14 protein-coding genes and 1 pseudogene are annotated in these 16,665 nt (G+C 71.0%); 8 read left to right on the top strand and 7 right to left on the bottom strand.

Annotation, left to right across the window (positions count from 1 at the left end):
• Positions 1-100: 100 nt before the first annotated feature.
• The 3 genes from OHO27_RS13260 to OHO27_RS13250 all read right to left on the bottom strand — a co-directional run bounded on the left by OHO27_RS13260 (position 101) and on the right by OHO27_RS13250 (position 2,751).
• Complete coding sequence (locus OHO27_RS13260; RefSeq protein ID WP_328423510.1) at positions 101-1,207, bottom strand: sensor histidine kinase; 1,107 nt, start codon at positions 1,205-1,207, stop codon at positions 101-103.
• Positions 1,204-1,941, bottom strand: a complete 738-nt coding sequence (locus OHO27_RS13255) for a response regulator transcription factor (RefSeq protein WP_003997964.1) — start codon at positions 1,939-1,941, stop codon at positions 1,204-1,206. The genes OHO27_RS13260 and OHO27_RS13255 overlap by 4 nt, the downstream gene beginning before the upstream one ends.
• Before the next feature lie 132 nt (positions 1,942-2,073).
• Positions 2,074-2,751, bottom strand: a complete 678-nt coding sequence (locus OHO27_RS13250) for a spermidine synthase (RefSeq protein WP_328423508.1) — start codon at positions 2,749-2,751, stop codon at positions 2,074-2,076.
• A gap of 193 nt (positions 2,752-2,944) precedes the next feature.
• Between OHO27_RS13250 and OHO27_RS13245 the strand changes: the two genes are divergently transcribed.
• Entirely contained in the window at positions 2,945-3,799 is an 855-nt protein-coding gene (locus OHO27_RS13245) for a rhomboid-like protein (RefSeq protein ID WP_443059540.1), read from the top strand.
• A gap of 383 nt (positions 3,800-4,182) precedes the next feature.
• Positions 4,183-6,597, top strand: a complete 2,415-nt coding sequence (lon, locus tag OHO27_RS13240; RefSeq protein WP_328423506.1) for an endopeptidase La — start codon at positions 4,183-4,185, stop codon at positions 6,595-6,597.
• Positions 6,598-6,688: 91 nt separating this feature from the next.
• Here the strand turns inward: lon and OHO27_RS13235 are convergent, their stop codons facing one another.
• Positions 6,689-7,519 carry a lysozyme gene (locus tag OHO27_RS13235; protein WP_328423504.1) on the bottom strand — a complete coding sequence of 277 codons (831 nt, stop codon included), beginning with the start codon at positions 7,517-7,519 and terminating at the stop codon, positions 6,689-6,691.
• Positions 7,520-7,758: 239 nt separating this feature from the next.
• On the opposite strand from OHO27_RS13235, the gene OHO27_RS13230 reads away from it, so the two are divergent.
• Positions 7,759-8,271: a MarR family winged helix-turn-helix transcriptional regulator gene (locus OHO27_RS13230; protein WP_328423502.1), complete on the top strand. Its 513-nt coding sequence runs from the start codon at positions 7,759-7,761 to the stop codon at positions 8,269-8,271.
• Positions 8,272-8,362: 91 nt separating this feature from the next.
• Here the strand turns inward: OHO27_RS13230 and OHO27_RS13225 are convergent, their stop codons facing one another.
• Positions 8,363-9,151 carry a protein phosphatase 2C domain-containing protein gene (locus OHO27_RS13225; RefSeq protein WP_328423500.1) on the bottom strand — a complete coding sequence of 263 codons (789 nt, stop codon included), beginning with the start codon at positions 9,149-9,151 and terminating at the stop codon, positions 8,363-8,365.
• A gap of 418 nt (positions 9,152-9,569) precedes the next feature.
• Here OHO27_RS13225 and OHO27_RS13220 point away from each other — a divergent pair.
• From OHO27_RS13220 to OHO27_RS13200, 5 genes and pseudogenes are all read left to right on the top strand, one after another.
• Positions 9,570-12,379: pseudogene (locus tag OHO27_RS13220) on the top strand (nitrate- and nitrite sensing domain-containing protein).
• Entirely contained in the window at positions 12,376-12,879 is a 504-nt protein-coding gene (locus OHO27_RS13215) for a roadblock/LC7 domain-containing protein (RefSeq protein ID WP_328423498.1), read from the top strand. The pseudogene OHO27_RS13220 and the gene OHO27_RS13215 overlap by 4 nt, the downstream one beginning before the upstream one ends.
• Positions 12,876-13,295: a DUF742 domain-containing protein gene (locus OHO27_RS13210; RefSeq protein WP_328423496.1), complete on the top strand. Its 420-nt coding sequence runs from the start codon at positions 12,876-12,878 to the stop codon at positions 13,293-13,295. The genes OHO27_RS13215 and OHO27_RS13210 overlap by 4 nt, the downstream gene beginning before the upstream one ends.
• Complete coding sequence (locus tag OHO27_RS13205; protein WP_328423494.1) at positions 13,276-13,914, top strand: GTP-binding protein; 639 nt, start codon at positions 13,276-13,278, stop codon at positions 13,912-13,914. Before OHO27_RS13210 ends, OHO27_RS13205 begins: the two co-directional genes overlap by 20 nt.
• A 14-nt stretch (positions 13,915-13,928) precedes the next feature.
• On the top strand, positions 13,929-15,182 hold the full coding sequence (locus OHO27_RS13200) for a styrene monooxygenase/indole monooxygenase family protein (protein ID WP_328423492.1): 1,254 nt from the start codon (positions 13,929-13,931) through the stop codon (positions 15,180-15,182).
• Here the strand turns inward: OHO27_RS13200 and OHO27_RS13195 are convergent.
• Positions 15,100-16,254, bottom strand: coding sequence for a C40 family peptidase (locus OHO27_RS13195; protein WP_328423490.1), 1,155 nt, complete (start codon positions 16,252-16,254; stop codon positions 15,100-15,102). The two genes, OHO27_RS13200 and OHO27_RS13195, sit on opposite strands and share 83 nt — an antisense overlap.
• Positions 16,255-16,356: 102 nt before the next feature.
• Complete coding sequence (locus OHO27_RS13190; RefSeq protein ID WP_328423488.1) at positions 16,357-16,659, bottom strand: hypothetical protein; 303 nt, start codon at positions 16,657-16,659, stop codon at positions 16,357-16,359.
• Positions 16,660-16,665 lie beyond the last annotated feature (6 nt).

Here is a 16,665-nt window from a genome sequence, read left to right as displayed (position 1 = left end):
ATCTCGACCTGGCGCGCCGAAAGCGCAGGTCCGTACCTGATCACACGTGCCCGTCAGGCAGGACGCACGTGGATCTTGATGCTCCGCTTCGAACTTTACGTCAACTTGGTTCGGAAGACTGCCCGGGAAGTGTGACAAGAATCCGGCAACCCCGCTCGGATTCGGCCACCCCGATCCGGCCGCCGTGCAGATCGACGGCCCAGCGCGCGATCGCCAGACCCAGACCCGTACCGCCGTCGCTGCCCGGCCCGTGCGGCCGGCGGACGGCGCCGCGGTTGAAACGCTCGAAGACCCTGTGCCAGTCCGACTTCGGAATCCCCGGCCCCTCGTCCAGGACCTCCAGCACCAGCGACTCCTGGTGCACCCCGCGCCGCGCCTTGACCGTCACACGGCCGTGCGGCGGGCTGTGCTTGATCGCGTTGTCGATGAGGTTGGCGACGACCTGGTGGATGCGCTCGGGGTCGGCGTGCGCCGTCAGCTCCGGCGGCGAGACGTCGAGGTGCAGATGGACGTCCGTGCGGGTGTGGCTGCCGGAGCCCGACGCCATGCCCCCACGCGCGGAGGACACCATGTTGGCCTCCTTCAGCACGCCCGACAGGTACGGCCACACCTCGAAGCGCCGCATGCGCAGCGGTACGACGCCGTTGTCCAGGCGGGACAGGTCCAGGAGCGTCTCCACGAGCCGGCCGAGCCGCTCGGTCTGCTTCAGCGCGGTCCGCATGGTCTCGGGGTCGGCCTCGGCGATGCCGTCGACCACGTTCTCCAGGACGGCCCGCAGGCCCGCGATCGGGGTGCGCAGCTCGTGCGAGACGTTCGCCACCAGCTCCTTGCGCTGCTGGTCCTGGGCCTCCAGCTCGTCGGCCATGAGGTTGATCGTCCCGGCCAGGTCGCCCAGCTCGTCGCGGCGGTTCTCACGCACCCGGCGGGTGTAGTCGCCGTGCGAGATGGACCGGGCCACCGCGTTCATCTCGTCCAGCGGCGCGGTGAGCGAATGGGCCACGAACTGCGTAATGAGCAGTGTGGCGATCATCGAGAAGACCGTGATGAAGCGCAGCTCCGTCTGCGTGCGCACCGCGATCATCGACAGGCCGGTGGTGATCAGCACCGCGATGATGACCAGCGCGCCCAGCTTGGTCTTGATCGAGAACGGACGTACGCCGCCCCAGGGCTCCCCGGGGCCTCTCCGTGCGGCCGGTCCGTCGCTCATGGCGTGGGTGTCTCCAGGGCGTAGCCCACGCCGTGCACCGTACGGATCCGCTCGGCGCCGATCTTCCGGCGCAGCGCCTTGATGTGGCTGTCGACCGTGCGGGTGCCGGACGCGTCCGCCCAGTCCCACACCTCGGCGAGCAGCTGCTCACGGGAGAGCACCGCGCGCGGGGTGTTCGCCAGGCACACCAGGAGGTCGAACTCGGTGGGCGTGAGGTGAACATCCTCACTGCGCACCCGCACCCGCCGCTGCGCGTGGTCGATCTCCAGCTCGCCGAGCCGCAGGATGCCCGACCGCGGGGTCGTGGCGGCCAGCGCCGCCCGCTCGACGCGGCGCAGCAGCACATGCACGCGTGCCGCCAGCTCCCGCATCGAGAACGGCTTGGTCATGTAGTCGTCGGCGCCGACGCCGAGCCCGACCAGCATGTCGGTCTCGTCGTCCCGCGCGGTCAGCATCAGCACCGGCACCGGCCGCTGGGCCTGCACCCGGCGGCATACCTCCAGGCCGTCGAAGCCCGGCAGCATGATGTCGAGGATCAGCAGGTCGGGCTGCCACGCCTCGGCCGTGTCGACCGCCGCCGGACCGTCGCCCGCGGTCTGCACGAGGAAACCCTCGGCGCGCAGGCGGGCCGCGATGGCGTCCACGATGGTCGGATCGTCCTCGACCACGAGGACCCGGCGCTGAGCGCCCGGGGTCGCCGCCGTGCCGTTGTGGGAGGTGTGTGTCTGCTCCATCGCCCGCCCCAAAGTTGCTTTCCGGAATCCGTGGGGTGATCCCGCTAACTGGCTATGCCTGCTCATGCTTGCGATTGACGCTTGAATGATCCGCGTCAGGTGAGCAGGGTACGGGGAGTCACCGCGCCACGGCTATCCAGGTCGTACGGCGAGGTGTACGACGTCCGGAACGCCCCGGGCAACGGGGATCTCTTCGGTACGCACCTGTTGGAATCCGGCATTACACAAGGTTTCTTCGAATTCCGGTGATGGCTGTGCGGACCATACGGCAAGCACCCCGCCGGGCCTCAACGCCCCTGCGCAACCTGCCAGTCCGGCCGGTGAGTAGAGGCTGTCGTTGCCCTCGGTGACAGTCCAGCCGGGTCCGTTGTCGATGTCGAGACACAGTGCGTCGTACGTGGCGGAAGTCTCATGTACGTGTGCCACGAGATCCGTTTCCAGAATCTCCGTGCGCGGGTCCGCGAGGGCCGGGGCGGAGAAGTCGGACAACGGGCCGTCGAGATGCCAGTCGATAATCGCGCGCTCGCGCTCCACGACGGTGATCCTTCCCGGGCGCGGATCGGCGGCGGCATGTGCGAGCGAGAACCCGACGCCGAGCCCGCCGATCAGCACGTCGGGCCGCGCCCGGCCGTCCAGCGCGCCGAGTGCCACGTCGATGAGCAGCCGTTCCGAGCGGCCGTCGGAGGTGTCCATGAGGAAGCAGCCGTTCGCGATGATCTGGAGCAGTTCACCATGCCGCCGCAGCACGACCTCACCGTGCGGGCCCTCGCGACGGTCCAGGACTTCGGGGATGTCGTACGAAGTGGGCATCGGGCCATCCTGGCAGGCCCGCGGGGTGCGCTGAAGGTTTCTCCCCACGGCGAGTGGCCGGGGGGTCCCTCGATGGGGGACGGGGCCGGGGGCTTGTTGAGAGGTTGCTGAGAATCGGCGTTCTTGTGGCGCCGGTCACAGACACGGGTGGGCCGCGGGCGAAGGGTGAGGGAAACGGAAGGGGCGCCTCACCTTGGAACGGACTGCGGCTGGGGGCGTGCCGGGCTCGGCTCCCATGCCCGGTGGGGCGGGCCTGCCCGAGGTGGCCGAGCTGCTGGACGGGATGCCGCGGCAGCGCGGGCCACTGGGCGCGACCGCGACGACCGCCGTTCCGGCATCGCCCTCCGCGCCGAGCCCCTCCGGAGCCGCCGCGCCCCTGTCCCGCGTCTGCCGCCCCTGGCGTCTGCTGCCCACCCCCACCGGTACGCCGTTCACCCTCGCCTACGCCGCCGTACTGGCCGTCACCTCGCTCGTCGCCACGTATGCCGACCCCGCCCTCGTCCACGCCCTGCATCAGGGCTCCAGCACCGACGTGGCGCACCTCGTGGGCATGCCCGTGACGGTGCTGCTCGCCAGCGCGCTGTGGATCGCGGGCGGGTTCGTGGCGCCGTACACGCTTGCCCTCCTGTTGGTGCTCGCCGCGCTGGAGCGACGGATCGGCGGCATGCGCACGGCCGTCGTCTTCCTGACCGGACACGTCCTGGCCACCCTCGCCACCGAGGTCCCGGTGGGGCTCGCCGTGCTGGTCGGCCACCTTCCCGGCAGCTCGCTGCACCGCATCGACTACGGCGTCAGCTTCGGCGTCGCCACGGCCATCGGCGCGCTGAGCGGGCTGCTGCGGCCGTGGCTTCGGTGTCCGGTGCTGGTGCTGTTCGGCGGGATGCTGATCCAGGACCTCGTCAATCTCACGGACCCGCTGACCAATTGGGGCCATCTGATCGCCCTGGCCATAGGGATCGCGATGTGGCCGGTCGTGCGCGGATGGTACGCGGCGGAGTCAGCCGACCTCGGGCGACCACACGCGCGGGTCGCGACCAGCGCGCGGTAGACGCCCCGGCCCGCCACTCGGCCAGGGCCGTCCGCCCCACTGGCGCGCGAACTCGGTATCGGCGCGGAAGGCCGGCCAGGAGGCGGAGGCGACCTCGCCGCGCGTCTGCGACATGTACGGCGATCTCGCCCGGGGCCGACCTGACGTGGCGCAGCGTCACGTCCTCAGGCACGGCGGGCTGTCGACGACCCCCTCACGCAGGCCGCTGACGAGACCGGAGGCGGTGCGGGAAGGATCGGGTGCCGGTCACCGTTTACCGACAGAAGTCGAGGTCACGGCCTGTGGCGTAACTGATCGCTCACAGCGAACGGAGGCCGGGGAACATTCGAAGCGTCCCGTGCATTGAGTCGGCATAACTCAACTTGACTGCCGAAGGGGAGATCATGGCTTCGACGTCCACACCGCTCACCTTGCCCGTGCTGCCGCTCGACGACGAGGTGGTGCTGCCCGGGATGGTGGTCCCCCTGGACCTGAACGACGCCGACGTGCGCGCCGCGGTGGAGGCCGCTCAGGCAGCCGCGAGGTCACAGCCAGGAAAGCCACGGGTGCTGCTGGTGCCACGCATCGACGGGACGTACGCGAGCACCGGTGTGCTCGGCACCGTCGAGCAGGTCGGCCGGCTGGCCGACGGCGACCCGGGCGCCCTGATCCGCGGTCGCAACCGCGTGAAGATCGGCGCCGGGACGACCGGACCGGGTGCGGCACTGTGGGTCGAGGGGACCCGCCTCGACGAGAGCGTGCCCGAGCCCCTGCCCGGACAGGTCACCGACCTGGTGAAGGAGTACAAGGCCCTCGCCACCGCGTGGCTGCGCAAGCGCGGCGCCTGGCAGGTCGTCGACCGCGTCCAGGCCATCGACGACGTCTCCGCCCTCGCCGACAACTCCGGGTACTCGCCCTTCCTGAGCACCGAGCAGAAGGTGGAGCTCCTGGAGACCGCCGACCCGGTCGCCCGCCTCAAGCTCGCCACCCAGCAGCTGCGCGACCACCTCGCCGAGCAGGACGTCGCCGAGACCATTGCCAAGGACGTCCAGGAGGGCGTCGACAAGCAGCAGCGCGAGTTCCTGCTGCGGCGTCAGCTGGAGGCCGTGCGCAAGGAACTGCGTGAGATCAACGGCGAACAGGACGGCGAGGAGTCCGACGACTACCGCGCCCGCGTCGAGGCCGCCGACATCCCCGAGAACGTGCGCGAGGCCGCGCTCAAGGAGGTCGACAAGCTGGAGCGGTCCTCCGACCAGTCGCCCGAGGGGTCGTGGATCCGGACCTGGCTCGACACCGTGCTCGAACTGCCGTGGAACGAGCGGACCGAGGACGCGTACGACATCCTCGGCGCCAAGGAGATCCTCGACGCCGAGCACGCCGGTCTGGAGGACGTGAAGGAGCGGATCACCGAGTACCTCGCGGTGCGCAAGCGCCGTACCGACCGCGGCCTGGGTGTCGTCGGCGGCCGGCGTGGCGGTGCCGTGCTGGCGCTGGTCGGCCCGCCCGGCGTCGGCAAGACCTCCCTCGGCGAGTCCGTGGCGCACGCCATGGGCCGCAAGTTCGTCCGCGTAGCCCTCGGCGGCGTACGGGACGAGGCGGAGATCCGCGGCCACCGGCGTACGTACGTCGGCGCGCTGCCCGGCCGTATCGTCCGCGCCATCAAGGAGGCCGGGTCGATGAACCCGGTGGTCCTGCTCGACGAGATCGACAAGGTGGGGTCCGACTTCCGGGGCGACCCGGCGGCCGCCCTGCTCGAGGTCCTGGACCCGGCCCAGAACCACACCTTCCGTGACCACTACCTCGAAGTGGAACTGGACCTGTCGGACGTGGTCTTCCTCGCCACCGCCAACGTCCTGGAGGCCATCCCGGAGGCCCTGCTCGACCGTATGGAGCTGGTCCGCCTCGACGGCTACACCGAGGACGAGAAGATCGTCATCGCCCGTGACCACCTGCTCCCGCGTCAGCTGGAGCGGGCGGGTCTGAACAGGGACGAGGTCGCCCTCGACGAGGGCGCCCTGCGCAAGCTCGCCGGCGAGTACACGCGCGAGGCGGGCGTCCGCAACCTGGAGCGGTCCATCGCGAGGCTGCTGCGCAAGGTGGCGGCACAGCACGAACTGGGCGAGCGGGAGCTGCCGTTCACCGTCGGGGACGGCGACCTGCGCGGCCTGATCGGCCGGCCGCACCACGTGCCCGAGTCAGCCCAGGACCCGGCGGAGCGCCGTACGGCCGTGCCGGGCGTGGCGACCGGACTGGCCGTGACGGGCGCGGGCGGTGACGTCCTGTTCGTCGAGGCGTCGCTGGCCGACCCGGAGACGGGCGCGGCGGGTCTGACGCTGACCGGCCAGCTGGGTGACGTGATGAAGGAGAGCGCACAGATCGCCCTGTCCTTCCTCCGTTCGCGCGGCGCGGAGCTGGAGCTCCCGGTCGCCGACCTCAAGGACCGGGGTGTGCACATCCACTTCCCGGCGGGCGCGGTCCCCAAGGACGGCCCGAGCGCCGGCATCACCATGACGACGGCGCTGGCATCGCTCCTGTCCGGCCGGCTGGTCCGCACGGACGTGGCGATGACGGGCGAGGTCTCGCTGACGGGCCGGGTGCTGCCGATCGGCGGCGTGAAGCAGAAGCTGCTGGCGGCCCACCGGGCCGGGGTCACCACGGTGATCATCCCCAAGCGCAACGAGGCAGACCTGGACGACGTCCCGGCCGAGGTGCTGGACAAGCTCGACGTCCACGCCGTGACCGACGTCCGCCAGGTCCTGGAACTGGCGCTGTCGCCGGCCACGAACGGCGCGGCGCCGGAGGTTCCGATCGCGGCGTGACGGACGCGACCGGATGGGCAAGGCCCGGGTTCTCGTGAACGAGGCCCGGGCCTTCGCCGCAGACAGTTGCGGAGGGGGGTGTGGTTGTGGCTCAGCCGTTGGCCAGGGCCTGGAGCCGGTCCAGCGCTCCATTGAATCTGTTGTGGTCGCCGACGGTCGGCCCGGAGGACGTGTACTGCCACATGGTGTAGTAGCTCCAGCCGGCCGGGAGTTCGCCCACGGCGGCGGCGTACCGCGCGATCCACAGCGGATTGGCGGAGGCGAAGCCGCTGTGGTTGCCGGTGCACTGCTTCCACCAGCTGGTGGCCGTGTAGATGACGGGGTCGCGGCCGGTGCGGGCCTTGTACTGGGTCACGAAGTCGCGGATCCAGGTGACCATCGCGGCCGGGGTCTTGCCGTAGCAGGCGTCGCCGTACGGGTTCCACTCGATGTCGAGGGCGCCCGGCAGGGTCCTGCCGTCGCGGGACCAGCCGCCGCCGTGGTCGACGAAGTAGTTGGCCTGGGTGGCTCCATTGGTGGTGTCCGGGGTGGCGAAGTGGTAGGCGCCGCGGATCATGCCGACGTTGTAGGAGCCGTTGTACTGCTGGGCGAAGTAGGGGTTGGTGTAGTAGGTCCCCTCGGTGGCCTTCACGTAGGCCCACTTGACCCCGCTGTTCCACAGGGTCGGCCAGGCGACGTCGCCCTGGTGGCTGGAGACGTCCACGCCTTCTGTCTGGGTGGCCAGGACATCGGCGGGGAGGGTCTCCTCGCCGTCGTGGGCCAGGACGCCCATGCCCATGTACGCGGAGCCGCGGGGCGGGGTGTCGTCGGCGGTGGCGGGGGAGGGATGGGTGGCGAGGAGTAGGGAGAGGACGGCGGCGAGCAGGAGCCCGGCGAGGTGCGGGCGCCGGCGGCGGAGCGGTTCGGGTCTGTGCACGGGCATTAGCGTGCCTCCGAAGGCTCGGTGACGCTCGGTGGGGAAGCGCGCGTGTCTGTGACGTGCGCATGCCGGTCGGGCCCTGGTGCACGGCCCCGGCACAGACGCTAGGCGCGCAGAAGAGCAGGTGGAAGGGGGTCCGGAGGCTGCCGTTGGTCCACTCCTGCGAAATACTGGCGGAGCTGCGGCAATCACGGCGGCCGGCGGAAACTTTCAGGACCGGGAAACTCTAGGCAGGGGCTGACGTGCACGAAGACGGAAACGGCGACGGGCCGCGAGTTGAATCCCGGGGCGCCTCCGCCGAAGGAGTGTCCGGTGGCGGTCCGGGCCGGCCCGAGTTCCTCGATCTGGAACGCGAGTTGACGGTGCTGTTCCGGCGCGCCCGGGCCAAGCAGGGCGAGATGGCCCGCGAGGTCCATCCGGACCTGGAGTCGGCGGCGTACGGCCTGTTGGTCCGTCTGGATGAGTCCGGGCGGCTGCGGGCCACCGAACTCGCCGCGTACATCGGTGTCGGCAAGGCCACCATGTCCCGCCAGCTGCGCGCCCTGGAGGACCTCGGCCTGGTCGCCCGCGAGCCCGACCCCGCCGACGGACGGGCGTGGCTGGTGCACCTCACGGAGGAGGGGCGTGGCCGGGTCGCCAAGGTGCGCGAGGCGCGGCGGGAGCGCTACGTCGCGCAGCTCTCCCACTGGGACCGGCACGAGGTCGCGGAGCTGGCGCGGCTGCTGAACCAGTTGAACCGGGGGATGGAGAAGTAGTCCCCGCGGCGCGTGCGGCCCCGACGCTCACGTCTCCGCGTGTCCGACGCTCACGGCTCGACGTGCTCGACGTGCTCGACGTGTCCGACGCTCACCACTGCACGTACACGACCGTCGCGTCGTCGTGCGTCTTGCTGCGCCCCAGAAACGTCCGCTCCTCCGCGTCGGCCCGCTCCAGCGCCCGTACCCGGTCCACCAGTCCCTGCGCCCCCTCCTTGCGTACGTAGGTGAAGCAGTCTCCCCAGTCGCCCTGCCGGAACTTCTCCACCCAGCGGGTCGCCCCGTCCGTCAGCGCGGCCAGCGCCAGCACCTCGCCGCGCGGCAGGACCCCCGTCACCGCCCGTGCCGCCACCGACGGATCCGCGGCGACCGTGAAGAAGCCGCCCTCCTTGTTGCGGACGTGGGCGTCGATCAGGGCGTCCGTGGCCAGGGAGGCGCGGGGGAGGCGGGCCAGGCGGTCGTCCAGGTACGGGGTGATCGCGCCGTCGGCCGACTCCACCAGGAGGGCCGAGTCGGACAGGATCAGGTACTCCAGCGCCTCCGCCGACCAGCGGGCCAGAACCACTGTGGCCTGTGGGGTGCGCGGGTGAGAAAGGTCACAGGTTTGCGCGTGAGCCTCAGCGGTCCGTGCGATTGCACGCGCCAGGGCCTCGGCGAGCGGAACATCGGGGAGTGAAACGGTCAGTTCGGTCAGGGCTCCGCCGAGCCGTGCGGTGAACCAGGGGACGGAGTGCAGACAGCCCGTCTCGCCCCTCGGAGGGGTCACTCCGTCCAGGACCACCAGTACGCCGCCCTGTCCCGAGGCGGGGAGGCCGACGCTCGCGAAGTCCTCGTTGGGGCGGGCCGGATCGCCGGGCTCCGAAACAAGCTCTGTTCGCATTCGGCCAGTCTGCACGAGCCCTTCACAAGGGTCACCAAGGGGTCGCAGGAGATGCTGAATGAGTGCAGTCGCGCAGGTCAGGCGTCTGATTTGGGCTGGAATGGAGCACTCCGGGAAGACGTGGCGGCGAATACTGCCACCGCCTGCCCCAGACGTCCAACCGGCCCGCCGTACAAGGGGCGTCCACGCGCCAGAGGAACTTGCCCGCCAACTCCCCTCCGGGGTTCACTCCTTCGGGTGGCGGGTCAGGTGATGCGCGGCCGTTGCCCACCGGCACTGGGAGGGTCGGGGACCGGTGAGGACACCCCCGGCTCGAGCAATGCCGAGAGCTTGGGGAAGGGGTGCACGCGAGGTCGGCGGTAGTTGACGGAGCGTCATCCGGACCCATGGGTATCACGAGTCAGGAATGCGAGCACCGGTGCAGAAGATGCGGCCACGTCGCTCAGGCAAGAAGACGGCCTCCGCGGGGGGCGCACAGCCCACTCCCGGCACCACCACCGACGCCACACCCGCCGGCAAGGGGCGCTCGACCCACGTACGGAACCGGCTGATCGTCGCCGTCGCCGTCGTGGCCGCCGCCATCGCCGGGGCCGGCGTCCCCTCGGTCGTCGCCGCCTCCGGGCAACTGCACGACTCCCAGGAGCTGGTGACCCTCGCCGCACAGACCGAGGACGCGCTCACCCTGGCGCACTCCCTGGCCGACGAGCGCGACGAGGTCACGTCGTACGTCGCAGCCGGCCGCCCCAAGTCCAAGGCGCCCAGCGAGCAGCGCAGCGCCCGCGTCGACCGGCAGGTCGAGGAACTACGCGCCGACACCGACGCGCCCGCTTCCCTGCACGACGACCTCGACGGCATCGCAGCCGTGCGCAGGGGCGCGCTCACCGGCAAGAGCACCGCGCTGGAAGCGCACAACGCCTACTCGGTCACGATCACCGAACTGCACCGGCTCGCCGAGCAGCTGGCCGAGCAGATGCCGCCCCGCGCGGGCTCCGGCGCCTATGCGCTGGCCGAGCTGGACTCCGCCGTGCAGCAGGCCGCCGCCACCCGGGGGCTGCTGCTCGCCGCGCTGAGCGTGCCGACCACCACCGAGACCGTCATCGACCCGGTCACCGGCGTCCCGGCCACCCGCGAGACCTCCTCGGACGCCGACGCCGAGCAGCGCGCCGCCCTCAGCGCCGCCGCCCAGCAGGCCCGCCTGCGCTCCGACGCCGCCGTCGCCGACTTCCGCGGCTCGGCCCCGAAGACCGCGCGCACCTCGTACGACTCCACGGTCACCGGCCCCGAGATCGGCACCGCCGAGCGGTATCTCGCCGCCCTCACCGACCAGGCCGCGCTGTCCGACCGCGACCTGGCCACCGACGCCGGACGCGTCGAGGCCGCCCTCTCCGCCCGCGTCGACATGATGCGCGGCGTCGAGTCCGCCCTCTACGACCGCCGCACCAAGGCCCTGGAGCAGCTGCGCGACGACGACGTCACCGCGCTGGAGATCCAGATCGCGATCCTCGGCGCCCTGATGCTGCTCGCCGTGGGCGTCGCCACGGGCATGGCCCGCAGCCTCACCCGGCCCCTCGCCGTACTGCGCCTGGGCTCCGCCCGGCTCGCGGCGGCCGAGGATCCGGCGGCTCAGGAGCCGGTCAGGTTCACCGGGCGCAAGGACGAGTTCGCCCAGGTCGTCGACTCCGTCAACGCCCTGCACGCGCACGCCCTCGCCCTCCACGAGCGCATCGGCACCCTGGAGTCCGACCGCAAGCACCTCGTCGGGCAGCGCCAGAAGATGGCCGACGCCCGCGAGGAGCTGCGCACCGAACTCGCCGAGTCCGCCGCCCAGCTGGCACGCCTGCGCGACAGCATCGGCAGCACCTTCGTCAACCTGGCCCTGCGCACCCTCGGCCTCGTCGAGCGTCAACTCGCCGTCATCGAGGGCCTGGAGGAGCGCGAGCAGGACCCCGAGCGCCTCGCCACCCTGTTCAAGCTCGACCACTTCGCCACGGTCATGCGCCGGCACAGCGAGAACCTCCTCGTCCTGGCCGGCACCGAGCACGTCCAGCAGCACGCCGGACCGGTGCCGCTGGTCGACGTCGTGCGGGCGGCGGTCAGCGAGATCGAGCGGTACGAGCGGGTCCGTATCGCCGCGCTGCCCCCGCACGCGCATGTGGCGGGCTTCGCGGCCGACGACCTCTCCCACCTGCTGGCCGAGCTGATGGAGAACGCCACGTCGTTCTCCCCGCCCGACCTGCCCGTCGAGATCTCCGGCTGGCTGCTGGAGAGCGGCGAGGTGATGCTCTCCGTCCAGGACGAGGGCATCGGCATGACGGGCGAGCGCATGTCCCGCCTCAACTCCCGTCTCGCCGACTTCGACCCCGAGAACTCCTACGACCAGGAGGGCGACGAAGGCCTGGGCCTCGGCCTGTACGTCGTCGCCCGCCTCGCCCACCGCCACGGCGTCCGCGTCCAGCTGCGCGAGCAGAAGCAGGGCGGCGTCGCGGCGGTCGCGGTCCTGCCGGGGGCCTGCTGGCGGCGGCCCCGCCGGCCGCGGTCCCCTCGGACACGCCGCACCACACCGGCGCCCACACCTTCTCCCTCCCTGGAGCCGACGCGGAGGCCAACTCCAACGTCCTGCCCGGCCGCCCCAAGGGCGGGGACCCGCTGGTGGCCCTGGCGGAGAGGGCGGTACGGGGGGCGGGGGACGCCGACACGGCCGTACGGCAGACCGGGGAGGCCGAGGAGCCGGTACGCCGGGCGGCGGCACCCGAGGCCGAGCAGGAGCGGGAGCATCCCGCCGAGACGACGATGGAGCTGCTGATCCCGGCGCAGGCGACGGGGGAGGAACCGCCGGCCGCGGCCGAACCGGTAGCCGTCGAACCCGCGGCCGCCGACGGCGAGGACGCCCCACAGGGGCCACCCGCACCCGACGGCGCTTCCTCCGCCGAAGGCGAGGCCGAGGCGGTGCACGAACGAGTCCCCGACGAGGCGGACGAAGTCGTCACCGACAAGGGCCTCCCCAAGCGCACGCCGAAGATCACCGCCCCTGCCCAGGCCCCGCGCCAGCGGACCGGCAGCGTCGACGCCGACGCCCTCCGCAGGAGGCTGGGCGGATTCCGCCAGGGAGCGGCGGCCGGATACCGAGACGTACAGGCGGAGATCGCCGAACACACGGGCCAGAACCCGGCACCGAGCACGGAAACCGAAGCAGCCACGGGGGGCACAGCCGAGGAGGCAAGCAGTTGACCGCGCCCAGTACCTTCGGACTGAGCAGTGAAGCCCGCAACCTGCACTGGTTGTTGACGAATCTGGTCGAGGAGGTGCCGGGCATCCAGTCAGTCGCGGTGGTCTCCTCCGACGGGTTGCTCCTGCTCTCCTCGGACCACGCCCGCAACGAGGCTGCCCGGGAGGCCAGGACCGACCGGCCCACCGGCCCCCGGGGCTCCTCCGCCGACCTCGCCACCATCGTCTCCGGCATCGGCAGCCTCACCATAGGCGCCGCCAAGCTGATGCAGTTCGGCGGCGTGAAGCACACGATGGTCGCGATGGACGAGGGCAGCCTGTTCGTGATGTCCATCAGTGACGGCTCGCTGCTCGGCGTGCACGGCTCCGCGGACTGCGACATGAGCGTGGTGGCCTACCACATGGCGCTCTTCGTCGGCCGGGCCGGCCACGTCCTCACCCCCGAACTCCGCAGCGAGCTACGGAAATCCCTAGAGGCCGAGTCGGCAGGGAGTACCCGATGAGCAACGCCCCGAAGAACAGGCAGCAACTCCCCGTGCGCGGCGGCGATCGCAAAGCCGCCCGCGTACGTCCCTACTCGCTCACCGGCGGCCGTACCCGCTTCGGCCACGTCCTCCTCGTGGAGACGTTCGTGGCGGCGCTGGAGGCCCCTCAGGAGCGCAAGGAACTGACGAACGGTTCCCTCAGCACCCGGGTGATGCCGGAGCTGCGGGCCATCGTCGAACTGTGCCGCCGGATGCGCACGGTGGCCGAGATCGCCGCGCTGCTGAAGATGCCGCTCGGTGTGGTCCGGGTGCTCCTCAGCGACCTCGCGGACCAGGGAAAGATCCGGGTGTACGGCACGGGAACCGGCCACGGCACGGGCCGGCCGGACCGTGCTCTGCTGGAAAGGGTGCTGAGTGGACTCCGTCGTCTCTGACGCCGCTCGCGGTGTCTCCCCGCTCCTCGGCCAAGAGGGGCCCGAACAGCCCTGGCAGACGGACCGCACCCGGGCCCCCGTAGCCACGAAGATAGTCGTGGCCGGTGGCTTCGGTGTCGGCAAGACCACGCTGGTCACCGCCGTCTCGGAGATCACGCCCCTGCAGACCGAGGCGCTGATGACCGAGGCGAGCGAGGAGACCGACGACCTCACCTCGACGCCCGGCAAGCTGACCACCACCGTGGCCATGGACTTCGGCCGCATCACGCTCGACGACGACCTGGTGCTCTACCTGTTCGGCACGCCGGGCCAGCAGCGGTTCTGGTTCATGTGGGACGACCTGGTGCGCGGTGCGATCGGCGCGGTCGTGCTGGCCGACACCCGGCGGCTGAAGGACTGCTTCCCGGCCCTGGACTACTTCGAGAGCTGCGGACTGCCGTACGTCGTCGCGGTCAACCACTTCGACGACAGCGAGCTGTTCGAGCCGGCGGACGTGCGGGAGGCATTGACGATCCCCGCGCACATACCTGTAATGATCATGGACGCGCGGCGGCGGATCTCGGTCATCGAGACCCTCCTGTCCCTCGTCGGCCACGCGCTGGACGTCACCCCCGAGTAGGAGAACAACCCCGGATGCGGAAGATACTCGTCGTCGGAGCCGGCCAGTCCGGACTCCAGATCGCCCTCGGACTCCAGTCGAACGGGTACGAGGTCACCCTGATGTCCAACCGGACGGCGGACGAGATCCGCGCCGGCCGGGTCATGTCCACGCAGTGCATGTTCCACACGGCACTCCAGCACGAGCGCGATCTCCAGCTGAACTTCTGGGAGTCCCAGGCCCCGAAGATCGAGGGGCTCGGCGTCTCGGTGGCGGCCCCCGGATCCTGGGGCGAGGGCCCCGCGGCGCGGGCGATCGACTGGCTGGGGCGCCTCGACGGTTTCGCGCAGTCGGTCGACCAGCGGGTGAAGATGGCCGGCTGGATGGAGACGTTCGCGCAGCGTGGCGGCCAGCTGGTCATCCATGGCGCGGCGGTCGGCGACCTCGACTACTTCTCCCGTACGTACGACCTGGTGCTGGTGTCGGCCGGCAAGGGCGAGCTCGTCCAGATGTTCGGGCGGGACGCCGAGCGGTCCCCGTACAGCGAGCCGCAGCGCGCGCTTGCCGTGGCGTACGTCCACGGCCTGGACCCGCGTCCGGAGCACCCGGACACCGAAGGCGTCCGATGCAACCTCGTCCCCGGCGTCGGCGAGCTGTTCGTCATGCCCACCCTGACGACCTCCGGGCGGGCGGACATCCTGTTCTGGGAGGGCATACCCGGCGGGCCGCTCGACGTCTTCGACGGCGTGAAGGACCCGGCGGAGCACCTCTCCCTGACCCTGGAACTCATGGAGAAGTACGTGCCCTGGGAGTACGCGCGGGCGACCAAGGTCGAGCTCACGGACGCGGGCGGCACGCTGAGCGGGCGGTACGCGCCGACCGTGCGCAACCCCGTCGGGAAGCTTCCCGGCGGCGGGCTCGTACTGGGTGTCGCCGATGTCGTGGTGGCCAACGACCCGATCACCGGGCAGGGCTCCAACTCCGCCTCCAAGTGCGCCGCCGCCTATCTCTCCTCGATCCTGGAGCACGGGGACAAGGAGTTCGACGAGGCGTGGATGCGCGCCACCTTCGACCGCTACTGGGCCACCGCGCAGCACGTCACCAAGTGGACGAACGCGATGCTGGCGCCGCCGCCGGAGCACATCCTCAACCTCATCGGGGCGGCCGGCCAGCTGCCGCCGGTCGCCGACCGGTTCGCCAACGGGTTCAATGATCCGGCCGACTTTGAGAACTTCTTTTACGAGCCGGAGAAGACCGGGGCTTATCTCGCGGAGGTTTCGGGGGCCTGACCTCGGGACGCACCGCCCCCAGGAGCGGGTTCGACGCGATCGGGGAGACCTTGATCTTCTCGCCGGGACGCGGGGCCTGGATCACCTTGCCCTTGCCGACGTACATGGCCACGTGCGTGGCGTCCGGGAAGTAGATGACCAGGTCACCCGGTCGCAGTTCGGTCAGGGGGATGCGGTCGAGCTGTGCCCACTGCTCCTGGCTCGTGCGGGGGATCCGGGTGCCGGCGTGCGCCCAGGCCTCGGACGTCAGGCCCGAGCAGTCGTATGACTTCGGGCCCTCCGCGCCCCACTTGTAGGGCTTTCCGAGCTGCTTCCTGGCGTAGCGGATCGCACGGTTGGCCTCGGAGGACGGCTTGTGGTCCTCCTTGGCCAGTTCGCCGGATGCCATGAGGTCCTCTTGGGCTTTGGTGATGCTCTTCTTCTCGAATGCGGCCAGGGCGGTGAGCTGGTCGGCGGTCAGGGACGCCAGGAGCTCCTCGACCTTCTTGAGCCGCTTGTGTACGGCGTCCCTGTTCTTCCTCTGGCGTTCGGCCAGCACGAGTTGGTGGTCCAGAGCCTTGCGGGCCTTGCGGGCCAGTTCGTCGGCCTTGTGTTCCGTGCCGGTCAGCCGGCCGACCGTCTCGGCGCGCTCGCGTGCCAGCAGGCCGATGACGTGGCCCTGGTCCAGGGCGTGCTGGGGGTCGCGGGCCAGGAGCAGGCGCACGTACGGGGAGATGTCGGTGGTGTTCTGGTACTGCTGGCGGGCCAGGCGGCCGGTCGCGCCCCGGCTGTCGTGCAGGGAGAGCCGGGCGCGGGACAGGGCGGTGTCCAGGCGGGTGACCTCGGTGCGCTGCTTCTTGAGCTTCTCCTCGGTCGCGTTGTAGGTCTCCGTCGCCTTCTCGGTCTCGCGGTAGAGACGCTGAAGGCCTGTCAGGAGACGTGCGGTGGACTGCTCTTGCGGGTCGGGTGCGGGCTCGGGCGCCGCCGTCGCGGGTGTGGATGCGGCTGCCGACGCGAGGATCGTCGCGGTCGCCGTTGCCGCCGACACCGCTGTCGTGCGTGCCCGACGCAGCAGCCTTCGCCTTCCTGACACGTCATCACCTCCGGTGCGCAGCGGCTCTCTGCTCCGTACCGTGAGCATCAGGCGGGGGAAACCGGTTCGCGCGGCAGGTGTGCGCGGCTCGGCTCAGTCACTTCACTCGTTCGAGTCTTGTGGCTTGCTCTGCGGCGTGGTGTCTGGCTTGGACCAGGGCCAGTTCAGGCGGCGGCCGTGCTTGCCCTCGGGGTCGTACTCGTACTTCCAGCGCTGGGAGAGGCCCGTGCGGGTGCCCGGTGTGCGGGGTACGCGGCGGTAGACGAGGACCGTGGGCTCGCCGCCGTGCGGGTCGGGGACGGGGATGCGGTACGTCTTGGGCGGGTGGCCCGTGATGCCCAGCAGTACGGGCAGGACCCGGCCGTCCATGGGGCCGCCCTCGAAGGGGGTGTCTTCGCTCTTCACGGCACC

Origin of the sequence: Streptomyces sp. NBC_00443, assembly GCF_036014175.1 — a bacterium.
Classification (GTDB): Bacteria; Actinomycetota; Actinomycetes; order Streptomycetales; family Streptomycetaceae; genus Streptomyces.
This window is presented reverse-complemented; position numbering and strand designations above follow the sequence as displayed.

Bases quoted from the DNA above. Each gene is read 5' to 3' on its own strand.
- OHO27_RS13260 (WP_328423510.1), bottom strand. From the start codon at position 1,207: ATGAGCGACGGACCGGCCGCACGGAGAGGCCCCGGGGAGCCCTGGGGC.
- OHO27_RS13255 (WP_003997964.1), bottom strand. From the start codon at position 1,941: ATGGAGCAGACACACACCTCCCACAACGGCACGGCGGCGACCCCGGGC.
- OHO27_RS13250 (WP_328423508.1), bottom strand. From the start codon at position 2,751: ATGCCCACTTCGTACGACATCCCCGAAGTCCTGGACCGTCGCGAGGGC.
- lon (WP_328423506.1), top strand. From the start codon at position 4,183: ATGGCTTCGACGTCCACACCGCTCACCTTGCCCGTGCTGCCGCTCGAC.
- OHO27_RS13235 (WP_328423504.1), bottom strand. From the start codon at position 7,519: ATGCCCGTGCACAGACCCGAACCGCTCCGCCGCCGGCGCCCGCACCTC.
- OHO27_RS13225 (WP_328423500.1), bottom strand. From the start codon at position 9,151: ATGCGAACAGAGCTTGTTTCGGAGCCCGGCGATCCGGCCCGCCCCAAC.
- OHO27_RS13210 (WP_328423496.1), top strand. From the start codon at position 12,876: ATGAGCAACGCCCCGAAGAACAGGCAGCAACTCCCCGTGCGCGGCGGC.
- OHO27_RS13200 (WP_328423492.1), top strand. From the start codon at position 13,929: ATGCGGAAGATACTCGTCGTCGGAGCCGGCCAGTCCGGACTCCAGATC.